This window comes from Microbacterium sp. TPU 3598 (assembly GCF_002356155.1).
GTDB classification, from domain to species: Bacteria; Actinomycetota; Actinomycetes; order Actinomycetales; family Microbacteriaceae; genus Microbacterium; species Microbacterium maritypicum_A.
On sequence record NZ_AP017975.1, the window covers coordinates 1,275,758 to 1,289,067 of the forward strand.

Annotated in this window: 12 protein-coding genes and 1 tRNA gene; 8 read left to right on the forward strand and 5 right to left on the reverse strand. The window is 67.8% G+C overall.

Annotation, left to right across the window (positions count from 1 at the left end; genetic code table 11):
• Positions 1-19: 19 nt before the first annotated feature.
• Positions 20-712, reverse strand: coding sequence for a phosphocholine cytidylyltransferase family protein (locus MST3598_RS05970; RefSeq protein WP_017828502.1), 693 nt, complete (start codon positions 710-712; stop codon positions 20-22).
• Between the two features lie 249 nt (positions 713-961).
• Between MST3598_RS05970 and MST3598_RS18850 the strand changes: the two genes are divergently transcribed.
• Genes MST3598_RS18850 through MST3598_RS05985 form a run of 3 tightly spaced genes read left to right on the forward strand, consistent with a single transcriptional unit; the run spans position 962 to position 4,717 of the window.
• The gene (locus MST3598_RS18850; protein WP_442922817.1) at positions 962-2,869 is read left to right on the forward strand and encodes an ATP-binding cassette domain-containing protein; all 1,908 of its coding nucleotides are present in this window, start codon (positions 962-964) and stop codon (positions 2,867-2,869) included.
• On the forward strand, positions 2,845-4,410 hold the full coding sequence (locus MST3598_RS05980) for a hypothetical protein (RefSeq protein ID WP_021199675.1): 1,566 nt from the start codon (positions 2,845-2,847) through the stop codon (positions 4,408-4,410). Before MST3598_RS18850 ends, MST3598_RS05980 begins: the two co-directional genes overlap by 25 nt.
• 40 nt (positions 4,411-4,450) lie before the next feature.
• Positions 4,451-4,717: a DUF3039 domain-containing protein gene (locus MST3598_RS05985; protein WP_026049764.1), complete on the forward strand. Its 267-nt coding sequence runs from the start codon at positions 4,451-4,453 to the stop codon at positions 4,715-4,717.
• A 2-nt stretch (positions 4,718-4,719) separates the two neighbouring features.
• Here the strand turns inward: MST3598_RS05985 and MST3598_RS05990 are convergent, their stop codons facing one another.
• Positions 4,720-6,045: a nicotinate phosphoribosyltransferase gene (locus MST3598_RS05990; protein ID WP_029260585.1), complete on the reverse strand. Its 1,326-nt coding sequence runs from the start codon at positions 6,043-6,045 to the stop codon at positions 4,720-4,722.
• Positions 6,046-6,108: 63 nt separating this feature from the next.
• Here MST3598_RS05990 and murI point away from each other — a divergent pair, with 63 nt between their 5' ends.
• From murI to MST3598_RS06010, 4 genes are all read left to right on the forward strand, one after another.
• Positions 6,109-6,939, forward strand: a complete 831-nt coding sequence (murI, locus tag MST3598_RS05995; protein ID WP_029260586.1) for a glutamate racemase — start codon at positions 6,109-6,111, stop codon at positions 6,937-6,939.
• 52 nt (positions 6,940-6,991) lie between these two features.
• Complete coding sequence (gene rph / locus MST3598_RS06000; RefSeq protein WP_029260587.1) at positions 6,992-7,729, forward strand: ribonuclease PH; 738 nt, start codon at positions 6,992-6,994, stop codon at positions 7,727-7,729.
• Complete coding sequence (rdgB, locus tag MST3598_RS06005; protein WP_029260588.1) at positions 7,726-8,325, forward strand: RdgB/HAM1 family non-canonical purine NTP pyrophosphatase; 600 nt, start codon at positions 7,726-7,728, stop codon at positions 8,323-8,325. The genes rph and rdgB overlap by 4 nt, the downstream gene beginning before the upstream one ends.
• Positions 8,326-8,428: 103 nt before the next feature.
• A complete protein-coding gene (locus tag MST3598_RS06010) occupies positions 8,429-9,349 on the forward strand; it encodes a cation diffusion facilitator family transporter (RefSeq protein WP_029260589.1) in 921 nt (306 codons plus the stop codon).
• Positions 9,350-9,366: 17 nt separating this feature from the next.
• Here MST3598_RS06010 and ligD read toward each other — a convergent pair whose 3' ends face one another.
• Complete coding sequence (gene ligD, locus MST3598_RS06015) at positions 9,367-11,319, reverse strand: non-homologous end-joining DNA ligase (protein ID WP_029260590.1); 1,953 nt, start codon at positions 11,317-11,319, stop codon at positions 9,367-9,369.
• An 89-nt stretch (positions 11,320-11,408) separates the two neighbouring features.
• Here ligD and ku point away from each other — a divergent pair, with 89 nt between their 5' ends.
• Positions 11,409-12,218: a non-homologous end joining protein Ku gene (gene ku, locus MST3598_RS06020; protein WP_021199668.1), complete on the forward strand. Its 810-nt coding sequence runs from the start codon at positions 11,409-11,411 to the stop codon at positions 12,216-12,218.
• A gap of 36 nt (positions 12,219-12,254) precedes the next feature.
• Here the strand turns inward: ku and MST3598_RS06025 are convergent, their stop codons facing one another.
• Positions 12,255-13,034: a DedA family protein gene (locus MST3598_RS06025; RefSeq protein WP_021199667.1), complete on the reverse strand. Its 780-nt coding sequence runs from the start codon at positions 13,032-13,034 to the stop codon at positions 12,255-12,257.
• Between the two features lie 97 nt (positions 13,035-13,131).
• Positions 13,132-13,213: transfer RNA gene (locus tag MST3598_RS06030), tRNA-Leu, on the reverse strand.
• Between the last annotated feature and the right edge of the window lie 97 nt (positions 13,214-13,310).

Sequence of the window (13,310 nt, forward strand, 5' to 3'; positions counted from 1 at the left end):
GGGCTTTCGAGTCGAGCGATCAGACGAAGAGGTTCGCACGCTCCAGGTCTTCCGCGAAATCGACCTCGACCGCGTACAGGTCGGACACGTCCATCGGCTCGAGCAGCAGGCCGTCCTCGGCGATCGCGAGTTCGAGCCCGCGCTCGAAGTAGTCCTGGTCCTCGACGCGCTGCAGCTGACGCATGAACGCCTTCTTGTGCGCGGAGGAGATGTAGTTGATTCCCACGGCCTCGCCGAGTCCGCCCTTGACGGTCTTGGACAGCTCGTTGATGAAGCCCTCAGCCGTGACCGTGTACTTCACCTCTTCGTCGCTGACCTTGGAGGTGTTCACCGTGACGAACGACTGGTCGCGCTCGATGTACTCGAGTGCGCGGCCGAGGATCATCGGGTCGAAGACGACATCGCCGTTCATCCAGAGAACTCCGCCGCGACCGGTCGCGCCCAGGGCGCGCAGGAGGCTCTTCGAGGTGTTGGTCTCGTCATAACGCTCGTTGTGGACGTAGTTGACCTGCGGGAACGCGTCGATGATGGTCTCGGCGCGGTAGCCGACGACGGTGGTGATGCGGGCGTCCGAACCGAATGCGGCGCGGATGTTGTCGTGCTGCTGGCCCATGATCGTGCGGCCGTCGCTCAGTTCGGTGAGCGGCTTCGGCAGCGCGCGGCCGAGGCGCGAGCCCATTCCGGCGGCGAGGATGACGGTCTGAAGAGTCACGAGTGCTCCTAAAGGAAGTTGTGTTCACGGTCGATTAACCGACCAGACACTTCGTCGTGCCGCGTTCATGGTATCGATTCCGCCTGGGAAGCTCAGGGCCGGGAGGCCCCTGTTGTCATTTCGTGACCGACTACACACCGGATGCACAGGGTTCCGTCTCCCGTGCGATCGCGGCGGAAATGCGCGATCCGAGGGCAGTTTATTGCGCGGCGGCCTTGGCGTACAGGCACCCGTTGATACCGTAGGACGGTGACTGCCTCCCCTGACGACCGCACCGCCCAGGTGGACCAAACCGAGACCGCGCAAGAGAAGACGTCGGCGAAGCGCGCGCCGGCGAAGAAGCAGAGTCCGGAAGCGGCATCCGCCGCCGAGAAGTCGGCGCGACCGCCCGCGGTGAAGAAGCCCGCCGCGAAGACGCCCGCCGCGAAGAAACCCGCGGTGAAGAAGCCTGCGAGCGCGAGCACCTCCGCGGGTTCGAAGGCCGGCAGTGCCGCGGTGTCGAAGTCGTCGGCTGGGAAGTCGTCGGCTGGGAAGTCGTCGGCAGCGACGTCCGGGACGCAGGCTGCTGCCGAGAAAGCGGCTCCCAGTGCGGATGTCGTGGTCGAGCCGCTCGTCAAGGCCGTCAACGGCTCGACGGCGAACCTCTCGTCGACCGCGAGCTCCGCCCGGAGCACCGCCGCGGCGCGCAATGCCGACGCGAAGGCCACGGCTGCGAAGACCACCGCGGCCAAGACGACGGCTGCGAGGACGACGGCGGCGAGGACGACGGCGGCGAAGACGACGGCGGCGAAGACGACGGCTGCGAAGACGACGGCTGCGAAGACAGCGGCTGCGAAGACGACGGCTGCGAAGACAGCGGCTGCGAAGACGACGGCAGCCAAGACGACGGCGGCGAAGGCCGCTGCATCCAAAGCGGCTGCGGCGAAGACCACGGCGCGCTCGGCTGCCGCGAAGACCACGGCCGCGAAGGCCACGGCCGCCAAGATGGCGGCCGCGAAGAAGGCGGCGGCGAAGAAGGCCGCAGAGGAGGCGAAGGCGGCCACGGAGACGGCGGTGACCGCACCCGAAGCTCCGTCCGTCGCGGCCGCTCCTCTTGCGGCCTCTCCCGTGCTCGAGACCGAACCGGTCGTCGAGACCGTTCCTCCGGCCGCCTCCGCTGCGGCGCCGACCGGGTCTGTCGCGGAGCCTGCGCCCGCTGCCGAGCCTGCGCCCGTGCCCGCCTCGGAGTCGCCTCTCGCCGCGGAGCCTGTCGAGGAATCTGTCAGTGCGGAACTTCTCGAGACCGAAACGGCCGTCGGCGATCCGTCCGAGGCGGAGTCGATCGAGGTCATCCAGGCGATCGGGGACTCCGACGACGCAGCCTCCGACGCCGTGAAGCCCGATGAGGTCCTCTCCGCCGGCGAGGCGATCAGCATCCGCGGGCTCGTGAAGCAGTTCGGCGACAACCGTGCAGTCGACGGCATCGACCTGACCGTGCCCGCGGGGTCGTTCTACGGAATCGTCGGGCCCAACGGTGCCGGCAAGACCACGACGCTCTCGATCGTCGCCGGGCTTCTCCGCGCCGACGCGGGCAGCGTCGTCATCTGCGGTGTCGACCAGGCCAAGAAGCCGCTCGCGGCGAAGAGGCTGATGGGTGTGCTCCCCGATCGGTTGCGCACGTTCGACCGCCTCACCGGTCGGCAACTGCTCTACTACTACGGGTTGCTGCGCGGCCTGGCCGCGGATGTGATCGAGAAGCGCGCGGCCGACCTCGCTCGTGCCTTCGATCTGGGCGATGCCCTCGGCCGCGTGGTCTCGGACTACTCGGCCGGCATGACGAAGAAGATCATGCTCGCAGGGGCCATGATCCATTCGCCGCGCGTGCTGGTCCTCGATGAGCCGTTCGAGTCGGTGGACCCCGTCTCGTCGGCGGTCATCCTGGACATCCTCCGCGCCTATGTGTCGCACGGCGGCACGGTGATCCTCTCCAGCCACGGCATGGATCTCGTCGAACGCGTGTGTTCGCGCGTCGCGATCATCGTCGGCGGAGAAGTGCTGGCCGAGGGGACGATCGACGAGGTGCGCGCGGGTCAGACGCTCGAAGCGCGCTTCGTGGAACTCGCCGGCACCAGCGGAGAGGTGGAGGGGCTCGAGTGGCTGCACACGTTCTCCGACTGAGACTCGCGCTTCTTCTCGGTTCCCTGCGCGGCGACCGTCGGGTTCGATCGATCGTCTCGTTCGTCGCGGTGGTCGCGGTCACCGCCGCGGTGTGCGTCGCCGTGTTCAGCCTTGCCGCAGCCTCTGTGCCGGTGGCCCGCGCGGTCACGGTGCTCGGTGGCGCGGCCCTTCTCATCGGATTCCTCGTCGGCCCGATCCTCGTCGGGGCCGTCGATCAGCTCGACCCGAGACGCTTCGCGGTCTTCGGCGTCGATGATCGCCAGATGCCCTGGGTGCTGGCACTGGCCGCCTTCGTCAGCGTGCCGAGCATGGCGCTTCTCGCCGTCTACATCAGTGTCTGCATCGTCGCGATCGGAGCAGGCACGCCCTGGCCTCTGGCTGTGCTGGTGACGATCGCCGGTGTCCTGACCACGATGCTGGTCTCGCGGATCGGTATGGCCCTCAACGCACTGCTCCTTCCCGAGCGCCGCTCCCGCGAGCTCACGGCGCTGTTCGCACTCGCGCTGATCGTGGTCGCCTTCCCTGTCGCGGTCTTCTTCGGATCGCTTCGTTGGGACGGTCTCGTGCCCCCGTCTCTGGCGACCCTGTCGAGCGTGTTCGGCTACAGCCCGTTCGCTGCCGCCCCCGCCTTCCTCTTCGATTCCGCGGCCGGTGCGACCGCTTCCGCGTGGATCAGCGGTGTCATCGTGGTGCTCACCGTCGCTCTCCTCTGGATGGTGTGGACGTGGCTCGTCCGGCGTCTGCTGACCACGACCGAGCGTCCGGTCGCCTTGCGCGAGCGCACCGGACTCGGGTGGTTCGGGCTGCTGCCGTCGAACGCCTTCGGTGCGATCGCGGCGCGAAGCCTCGTGTATTGGCTTCGTGACCGTCGCTACATCATGAACATCATCGTCGTCCCCGTGGCCGGCGTGCTCTCGATGCTCCCGCTCGTCGTGGCCGGAGTCCCGTTGGAGATCGCCGCGCTCGTGCCCGTGCCGGTGATGGCGCTGTTCTTCGGGTGGCTGCCGCACAACGACGTCGCCTACGACTCGACGGCATTGTGGACCCACGTCGCGAGTGGCGTCCGGGGTCTTCCTGATCGCCTCGGGCGTCTCGTTCCTGTGCTGCTCGTCGCCATCCCCGTTCTCGCCATCGCGGTTCCGCTCTCACTCGCGCTGATCGGGGACTGGAGTCTGCTGCTGCCGTTGGGCGGCTTGGCGGCCAGTCTGCTGTTCTGCGCGCTCGGCGTCTCGAGCATCGTCTCGGTCGTGGCTCCGTATGCGGTCTCGCGGCCTGGTGACAGTCCGTTCCAGCAGCCGCAGCGACCGACCTCTCGCGGGGCGTACGGTCCTGCAGCGGCGTTGCTCGGCGCCATCGTGCTGAGCGTGCCGACCATCTGGTTGTTCGCAGCGACGATTCTCGACGGTTCGGCGTACGCTCCGGCGACCTTCTGGGTCGGGCTTCTCGTCGGTCTCGTGACCGCGGCAGCCGGAGCCGTCGTCGGCGGTCGCATCTTCGAGCGCAGTGGAGAGCGCCTGATGGAGTTCGTCGAGACCGCGTGAGGACCGCCCGCTGGGCGTTCGACGCCGCTAGACTCACGGGATGAGTACTCCGCTGGACAGCCCCGATCAGGGCGGCGTGGCAACGCTTGATCGCGAACTGGAAGAGCTCCTCCGCGAGGAGAATCTCGAACCGGGTGACCATGAGCGCTTCTCGCATTACGTGAAGAAGGACAAGATCCTCGAGTCCGCGATCACCGGCAAGCCGGTGCGCGCGCTGTGCGGCAAGAAGTGGACCCCGGGCCGTGACCCGGAGAAGTTCCCGATCTGCCCCACATGCAAGGAGATCTACGAGTCGATGATCGGCTGACCTCAGTCGGCTTCGAGATACACGGTGGGAATCGCCGGGTCGGACTTGCTGAGCGCGAGCGCACGTACCGGGAGCTCTTCGCGCACACGCAGATGATGAGCGCGTGCCGCTGCCGTGCCGTCGACTCCCTCGTACGAGGAGTCGATCTCGCCTGCCTCGACGAACGTCACCTGCAGCGGGCGGCCCTCGGGGTGCTCGGCCGCAGTGTCGAGATCTTCGAAGCCGTCCGACACGACGACCGTCTCTGCGGTGGCGACGCCGTCGACCAGTGTGCGGAACGCTGCTTTGCGTCCGCCATGCGATGCCTTGTCGGCGGACGCCTTCGCGACGCCGATCCAGGACCCCTCGGCATCCTGGCGCGCCACCAGCTTGTAGACCATGCTGGCGGTCGGATACCCGGACCCGGTGACGACCGACGTTCCGACCCCGTAGGCGTCGACGGGCGAGGCGGCGAGGGCGGCGATCGCGTACTCGTCGAGGTCGCTAGTCACGGTGATGCGTGTCGACGTCGCACCGAGTTCGTCGAGCTGCGCGCGGACATCGCCCGCGACGATCGGGAGGTCACCGGAATCGATCCGGACGCCGCCGAGCTCCGTGCCGGCGACGCGGATCGCCGTCTCGACACCCGTGCGGATGTCGTACGTGTCGACGAGCAGCGTCGTTCCGGTGCCCATGCTCGCGACCTGGGAGCGGAAGGCTTCCTCCTCTGTGTCGTGCAGCAGCGTCCAGGAGTGCGCGGCGGTGCCCATCGTGGGGATTCCCCAGCGTCGTCCGGCCTCGAGATTGCTCGTCGCCCCGAAACCGGCGATGTATGCGGCCCGGGCTGCGGCGACGGCCGAGCGCTCGGCGGCCCGGCGGGAGCCCATCTCGGCCAGCGGACGTTCGCCGGCGGCGATGCTCATGCGCGATGCGGCGGTGGCGACGGCGGAGTCGTGGTTGAGCACGCTCAGCGCGAGAGTCTCGAGCACCACGGCATCGGCGAACGTGCCCTCGACCGTGAGGATCGGAGAGCCCGGGAAGTACAGCTCGCCTTCGCGGTAGCCGCGGATGGATCCGGTGAACCGATAGTTCTCGAGGTGAGCGATGGACGCGGCATCCACGACGTTCTCGTCCCTGAGGAACCGCAGTTCGTCCTCGCCGAAGCGGAAGTCGCGCAAGAGGCCCAGGAGGCGGCCGGTGCCCGCGACGACGCCGAAACGGCGGCCGCCGGACAACCGTCGGGAGAACAACTCGAAGACGCTGGGGCGGAACGCCGTCCCATCACGCAGGGAAGCGGCGAGCATGGTCAGCTCATAGCGGTCGGTGAGCAGCGCCGTCGACGTGGTCATGCGCTCAGTTTAGTGAGAGCACCGATGCGCGCGGCGGGTTCCGCGCGGGTAGGCTGGGGAGTCATGAACGACGCGCCGATCGGGATCTTCGACTCCGGTGTCGGCGGGCTCACGGTGGCGCGAGCCATCCGCGCCCAGCTGCCCCGGGAGTCGTTCGTCTACATCGGCGACACCGCGCACTCGCCGTATGGTCCGAAGCCCATCGCGGACGTGCGCCGCTACTCCCTCGAAGTGCTCGACACCTTGGTCGAGCAGGGCGTCAAGATGCTGGTGATCGCGTGCAACACCGCTTCCGCCGCCATGCTCCGCGACGCTCGCGAGCGCTACGACGTTCCGGTGGTCGAGGTGATCGGCCCCGCGGTGCGCCGCGCGGTCTCCACCACGCGCAACGGACGAGTCGGTGTGATCGGCACTGTCGGCACCATCGGTTCGCGCGCCTACCAGGACATGCTCGAGGTCAACGAGAGGCTGCAGGTGTTCACCGCCGCCTGCCCGCGCTTCGTCGAATTCGTCGAGGCCGGGATCACGGGTACCCCGGAGGTGCTCACGGTCGCCGAGGAGTATCTCGCGCCCCTTCGAGACGCCGAGGTCGACACGCTCGTGCTCGGCTGCACGCACTATCCGTTCCTTCGGGGCGCGATCAGCTACGTCATGGGAGAGGGCGTCACCCTCGTCTCCAGCGACGATGAGACGGCAGGCGACGTCTACCGCCAGCTCGTCCGGGGTGATCTGCTCGCGTCGCCGGATGCCACCGCCAGCTACGTGTACGAGGCCACCGGCGCCTCGACCGACGACTTCACCGCGCTGGCCAACCGCCTGATGGGCCGCGAGGTCCGGGACGTGCAACTGGTCCAGACCGGCGTGATCACCCTCCCCGAGATCGCTTTCGAGTAACCCGGATCGAGTCGCTCCGATTCGTTCCGCCATCCCGACCTGAAAGAAGCACATGTCCGAAATCGTCCGCGTCGACGGCCGCTCCACCGATCAGCTTCGTGAGATCACGATCGAGCGCGGTTGGAGCGCGCACGCCGAGGGATCGGCATTGATCAGCTTCGGCGGCACCAAGGTGCTGTGCACCGCCTCCTTCACCAACGGCGTCCCGCGCTGGCTGACCGGCAAGGGCAAGGGCTGGGTCACGGCCGAGTACTCCATGCTCCCGCGCGCCACGAACAGCCGGAACGACCGAGAGAGTGTCAAGGGCCGCATCGGCGGTCGCACCCACGAGATCTCGCGACTGATCGGGCGCGCGCTGCGGGCCGTCGTCGACACGAAGGCGCTCGGCGAGAACACGATCGTCATCGACTGCGACGTGCTGCAGGCCGATGGCGGCACGCGCACGGCGGCCATCACCGGCGCGTACGTGGCGCTCGCCGACGCGATCGAATGGGGCCGGGAGAAGAAGTTCATCGGCAAGAACTCCACGCCGCTGCTCGACTCGGTCGCGGCGGTGTCGGTCGGGATCATCGACGGCGAGCCCATGCTCGACCTGGCATATGTCGAGGACGTGCGCGCCGAGACCGACATGAACGTCGTGGTCACCGGCCGTGGGCTCTTCGTCGAGGTGCAGGGGACAGCCGAGGGCGCACCGTTCGACAAGCGGGAGCTGGATGCGCTGCTCGAGCTCGGTCTGGCCGGATGCGCCGACCTGAAGGGCACGCAGCTCGCCGCGTTGAAGGGGGAATGACGATGCGAGTCGTTCTCGCGACGCACAATCCGCACAAGGTCGCGGAGTTCCAACAGATCGTGGAGCAGACACGCCCCGACCTCGAGATCGTCGGCTACGACGGTCCGGAGCCGGTGGAAGACGGCGTGACGTTCGCCGAGAATGCGCTCATCAAGGCGCGAGCCGCCGCCGCTCACACGGGACTCGCTGCGCTCGCCGACGACTCCGGCATCTGCGTCGACGTGCTCGGTGGGTCACCGGGGGTGTTCTCCGCCTACTGGGCGGGGCAGAAGAAGGACGCGGCGGCGAACCTCGAGCTGCTGCTCGACCAGCTGCACGACATCGCCGATCCGCACCGCTCCGCGCACTTCACCTCGACGATCGCCCTCGTACTGCCGGACGGCCGGGAGCAGGTCGTGGAGGGACGCTGGCCGGGCCGCCTGGCGCATACGGCGTCGGGCGCCGGCGGCTTCGGGTACGATCCGATCTTCATCCCTGACGGCCAGCCGGCAGGGGAGGAGCGGTCGGTGGGTGAGTTCTCCTCCGACGAGAAGCAGGCGCAGTCGCACCGAGCGCGCGCCTTCGCGGAACTGGTTCCGCTGCTTGCCGCGCTCTGAGCACGGCGGGCGCGAGAAACCGCTGCTGAAGCTGAGAATCGTTACCCTTCCCGACTAGCCGGAACTCGCCTTCCGGCCCTCCATCCCGGTCTAGCCTGGGGGCATGCACGATCACGCACCCGCCCCCGGTGGCATCCGTTCCGCGAGCAGCAGACGCCTGCTCGCGATCTCGCTGTCCCTCACTGCGACGGTGATGCTCGTGCAGGTCGTCGGCGCACTGCTCTCGGGCTCTCTGGCGCTGCTCGCCGATGCCGCGCATATGTTCACAGATGCGTCCGGTCTCGTGATCGCCCTCATCGCCGCCACCGTCGCCGCACGTCCGGCCGACGACCGGCGCACTTTCGGGTACCAGCGCGCCGAGGTGTTCGGCGCGCTGATCAACGCGGTGATCCTGATCGCCCTCGCGACCTGGGTCGCGATCGAGGGGATCGGGCGACTCATTAATCCGGGAGAGGTCGAGGTCGCCGGCGGGCTGATGCTGGTCGTCGCCGTGGTCGGGCTCCTCGCGAACGCGGTGTCGATGTGGCTGCTGAGTCGTGCGCAGCGCACCAGCATCAACGTGCGCGGTGCGTACCTCGAGGTGATGGGGGATCTGATCGGTTCGGTGGCGGTCATCGTGGCAGCCGCGGTCATCCTCATCACCGGATGGATGCCGGCCGACGCCATCGCCTCGCTGTTCATCGCGGCGATGATCATCCCCCGGGCCATCGCGCTGCTGCGGGAGGTGTTCTCGGTTCTCGCCGAGTCTGCGCCGAAGGGCACGGCGGTGAGCGAGATCCGTACCCACCTGCTCGGTTACGACGGTGTCGTCGGGGTGCACGACGTCCATGTCTGGCAGCTGACCCGCGGGGCCCCGGTGTTCACCGCCCACGTCAGCATCGAGCCGGAGCTGTTCGCCGACGGACGCTCGTCGCAGCTGTTGACCGAGATGCAGGCATGCCTCGCCGACCATTTCGACGTGGCGCACTCGACCTTCCAGATCGAGCCTGCGGAACAGGCGGACTGCGAACCGCGACACGCCTGAGCGATCCGGTCCTGACCTCAGCTTTCGACGGCGATCTCGTGCGGGCTCTTGTCCGGGCGGAGCCCGCGCCAACGAGCATGGCGGAGCACTCCGTCGGGTGTCCAGTTCGCGAACTCGACCTCGCCCACGACTTCCGGACGCACCCACAGGGCGTCGGAGGCATCGGGCGCGGGGACGCCGTCGAGCGGGGCAGCATCCACGCGCAACGGATCGAGTCGTGCAAACAGGTCGTGCAGGATGCGGTCGGTGAATCCGGTCCCCACACGTCCGACGTAGCGTAGACCGCCCGTTCCTCGGTCTGGGTCGGGGACGGCGAGCAGCAGAGATCCGAGCGTGCTCTCCCTGTCGCCCTTCCCAGGCCGGATACCGACGATGACCGCCTCCTGCATCCGCGTGTGCTTCAGCTTCAGCCACGAGGGGGAGCGCTGCCCTGGCCGGTATCGCGACTGAGGATCCTTGACGACGACCCCCTCGAGTCCGAACTCCCTGCTCGCGGCGAGTGCCGCGTCCACGTCGTCGAACACCGGAGGGATCTGCACGGGGGCGTCGAGATCGTCGATCAGCTCCTCGAGCAGGGTCCTGCGTTCGCGCAGAGTCATACCGGTGAGGTCGTGTCCGTCGAGACGCAGCAGGTCGAACAGCATGTAGACGACGGGGGTGCGGATCACTTCGCGTTCGATCTCGCGTGGCCGGGTGAGGTGCATCCGGTTCTGGAGGAGGGAGAAGCTCGGCCGGCCGTGGGAGTCGAACGCGACGATCTCGCCGTCGACGACGGCATCCGTCACGGGGAGGAAGGGGGCGCCGTCAGCGGTGAGTTCGGGATACCGGGCCGTGATGTCCGTGCCGCGGCGCGCGTGCAGCAGCATGCGCCCGTCTACCCAGGTGCCCATCGCACGGATGCCGTCCCACTTCACCTCGACCCACGAGGGGTCGCTCAGTGCACGTGCCACGCCGGGGGTGCCGTTCTCGGCGAGCATCGGCGCCATCGACGCCGTGGCCGGAGGGCCGACAGGGGCGGGAGAGCTTCGGGGATATCGATGGGGGTGATGGGCCTTCGCGGGTTGTGGCAGCGGAGCCGTCGCCGGCGGGCGGAGCATCGCGAGTGGATCGATTCCCGCGGCGGCTCGCGCGAGCACCTCGTCGAGATCGAGCTGCGCGAGATCCGGCGCATCGAGTTCCTCCCACGTGCGAGGGGCCGCCACCCACGGCTGTGCACGTCCGCGGAGGGAGTAGGGCGAGATGGTGGTCTTCTTGCCGTTGTTCTGGCTCCAGTCGAGGAACACCTTTCCCCCTCGGACCGCCTTCGCCATGACGCTGGTGGCGAGATCCGGGTGATCGCTCTCGATCATCCGTGCGAGCTCCTTGACGACGGCGGAGACCTCGTCGCTCGTCTGCTCGCCGGGCAATGACGCGTAGAGGTGGATGCCCTTGCTTCCGCTGGTCACCGGCAGAGGGTCGAGCCCCATGCCGGACAGGATGACGCGCGCGATGCGGGCGACCTCGGCACACTGCGCCAGCCCCACCCCGGGGCCGGGATCGAGATCGAGGACGAGTCGATCGGGGTTGCCGGGAAGGCCCGCGGAGGAGAAGCGCCACTGCGGCACATGCAGCTCGATGGCGGCGACCTGGGCGAGCCACACGAGAGTCGGGATGTCCTGGACGAGGGGGTATTCCTTCGGACCGTCGGAGTGCTGGATCGCCTGTCGCGGAATCCACGAGGGTGCGCCCGGTTCGAGCTGTTTCGTGAAGAACGCATCGGCCGGGGCATCCGCGGTCCCGACGCCCTCGACCCAGCGTTTGCGCGTGACGGGGCGCCCGGCGAGGAGGGGGAGCAGGAGTGGAGCAATGGCCGTGTAGTAGGCGATGACCTCGCCTTTGGTGGTGCCGCTGGAGGGGTAGACGACCTTGTCGAGGTTCGTCACACGCAGACGGCGACCGTCGACCTGCACGATCTGCGCGTCTGCGACCATGGGGCCAGCGTAGTCAAGGCGCAGCGTCGCCAGGCGTAGCGCCGTCAAGGGGCTGGTCGTGACGGCTGTGACTGGTGTCTACTGGTGTGATGAGGACGATCTGGAAGGGCGCACTGACGTTCGGGCTCGTGAACGTACCGGTCAAGGTGTACTCCGCGACCGAGGACCACGACGTGCCGTTGCATCAGGTGCACGAGAAGGACGGCGGACGCATCCGTTACCAGCGCACCTGCGAAGTCTGCGGGGAGACCGTGGCGTACGCCGACATCGATCGCGCCTACGTCGACGAAGGCCAGACCGTCGTGCTGACGAAGGACGACCTCGCCGCCCTCCCCGCGGAGAAGAGCCGGGAGATCGACGTCGTCGAGTTCGTGCCCTCCGAACAGGTCGACCTGCTCACGCTCGACAAGCCGTACTACCTCGAACCCGATTCGAAGTCGCCCAAGGCGTATGTGCTGCTGCGGAAGACGCTCGAACAGACCGACCGTACGGCGATCGTGCGCTTCACCCTGCGGCAGAAGACGCGCCTCGCCGCGCTCCGGGTGCGCGGGAAAGTGCTGGTGCTCCAGACCCTTCTCTGGGCCGATGAGGTGCGGGAAGCCGCGTTCCCTGCGCTGGATGAAGACGTGCGGATCTCGAAGAAGGAGCTGGAGCTCTCGGCTTCGCTCGTCGACAGCTATTCGGCGGACTTCGACCCCGAAGCGTTCGTCGACGAGTACCAGAAGGAGCTCCGTACCCTCATCGACGCGAAGATCGAGGCGGGCGACACGTTCGACGTCGCCGAGACCTTCGGGGAAGCCGAGAAGGCAGCCGAGGGCGGCGAGGTCATCGACCTCATGGAGGCGCTGCGTGCGAGCGTGGCGCGCTCGAAGGAAGAGCGCGCGAAGAACGCGGGGTGATCATCGGGTGCCGAGGAATCGGCACCCGATGATCGATCAGTGCTTGCCGTCGCCGTCCAGGTCGGGGGCGCGGTCGAACACGTCGGCGTCGAGCACGAGCTCCTGCGCTTCCTCGGCATCGGTGACCACGTCTTCGCCGGCCGCCTCGGCCTTCTTCGCCTTGTGGCGCTCGGACAGGTAGTGCCACAGCGTGACGAGTGCGGTGCCGCCGACGGCCGCGAGCAGGATGAGGTCGATGTAGCTCTCCACGAACTCGGCGACCGGCGGGATGAACCCGATGAGGTAGCCGAACATCGTGAGCCCGAAGCCCCAGAGGACCGCACCGATCAGGTTGTAGAGCGTGTACTTGCGCCACGGCATGTGGCCGACGCCGGCGGCGACCGGGGCGAAGGTCCGCACGATCGGCACGAAGCGCGCGAGGATCACGGTGATGCCGCCGAAGCGCTCGAAGAACGCGTTCGTGCGTTCGACGTTCTTCTTGCTGAAGAGGCCCGATTCCTTGCGCTCGAAGACCGCCGGTCCGCCCTTGTGGCCGATGACGTATCCGACTTCACCGCCCACGAACGCCGCGAGGCCGATCAGGAGGGCGACCCACCAGACGCTGATGCCGAAGACGCCGTGCTCGGAGCCCGCGATCGGGTGCGAGAGCAGGCCGGCGATCACCAGGAGGGTGTCACCGGGAAGCAGGAATCCGACGAGCAGACCGGTCTCGGCGAAGATGATGAAGCACACCACGAGCAGTGCCCACGGCCCGGCGGTCCCGATGATCGTCGCAGGATCGAGCCAGGGGATGAGAGCGGTCGGTGCGTGCAGCATGGTTTCGAGCACTGGGGGAGTCCCGTCGGTCGTGAATGGTCGGCGGTAGAACAGAGCGATGTCGTGACGACCGGAGAAAGGTCGTCGTCGTCTCTCGTGCGGAAGGTGGGACTTGAACCCACACGCCCTGGGGCACAGGAACCTAAATCCTGCGTGTCTGCCAATTCCACCACTCCCGCGCGGTGGAATCAGTCTACTGATCACCGAATCCGCGTGTCTGGGGATCAGCCCGTAGTCCGCGCCGGCCGACGGTCGGGCGCGGGGAAGGCCTGTGGA

Excerpts from the sequence above, each read along its gene's own strand:
- MST3598_RS05985 (WP_026049764.1), top strand. The coding sequence starts at position 4,451 with ATGAGTACTCCGCTGGACAGCCCCGATCAGGGCGGCGTGGCAACGCTT.
- MST3598_RS05990 (WP_029260585.1), bottom strand. The coding sequence starts at position 6,045 with ATGACCACGTCGACGGCGCTGCTCACCGACCGCTATGAGCTGACCATG.
- murI (WP_029260586.1), top strand. The coding sequence starts at position 6,109 with ATGAACGACGCGCCGATCGGGATCTTCGACTCCGGTGTCGGCGGGCTC.
- rph (WP_029260587.1), top strand. The coding sequence starts at position 6,992 with ATGTCCGAAATCGTCCGCGTCGACGGCCGCTCCACCGATCAGCTTCGT.
- rdgB (WP_029260588.1), top strand. The coding sequence starts at position 7,726 with ATGACGATGCGAGTCGTTCTCGCGACGCACAATCCGCACAAGGTCGCG.
- MST3598_RS06010 (WP_029260589.1), top strand. The coding sequence starts at position 8,429 with ATGCACGATCACGCACCCGCCCCCGGTGGCATCCGTTCCGCGAGCAGC.
- ligD (WP_029260590.1), bottom strand. The coding sequence starts at position 11,319 with ATGGTCGCAGACGCGCAGATCGTGCAGGTCGACGGTCGCCGTCTGCGT.
- ku (WP_021199668.1), top strand. The coding sequence starts at position 11,409 with ATGAGGACGATCTGGAAGGGCGCACTGACGTTCGGGCTCGTGAACGTA.
- MST3598_RS06025 (WP_021199667.1), bottom strand. The coding sequence starts at position 13,034 with ATGCTGCACGCACCGACCGCTCTCATCCCCTGGCTCGATCCTGCGACG.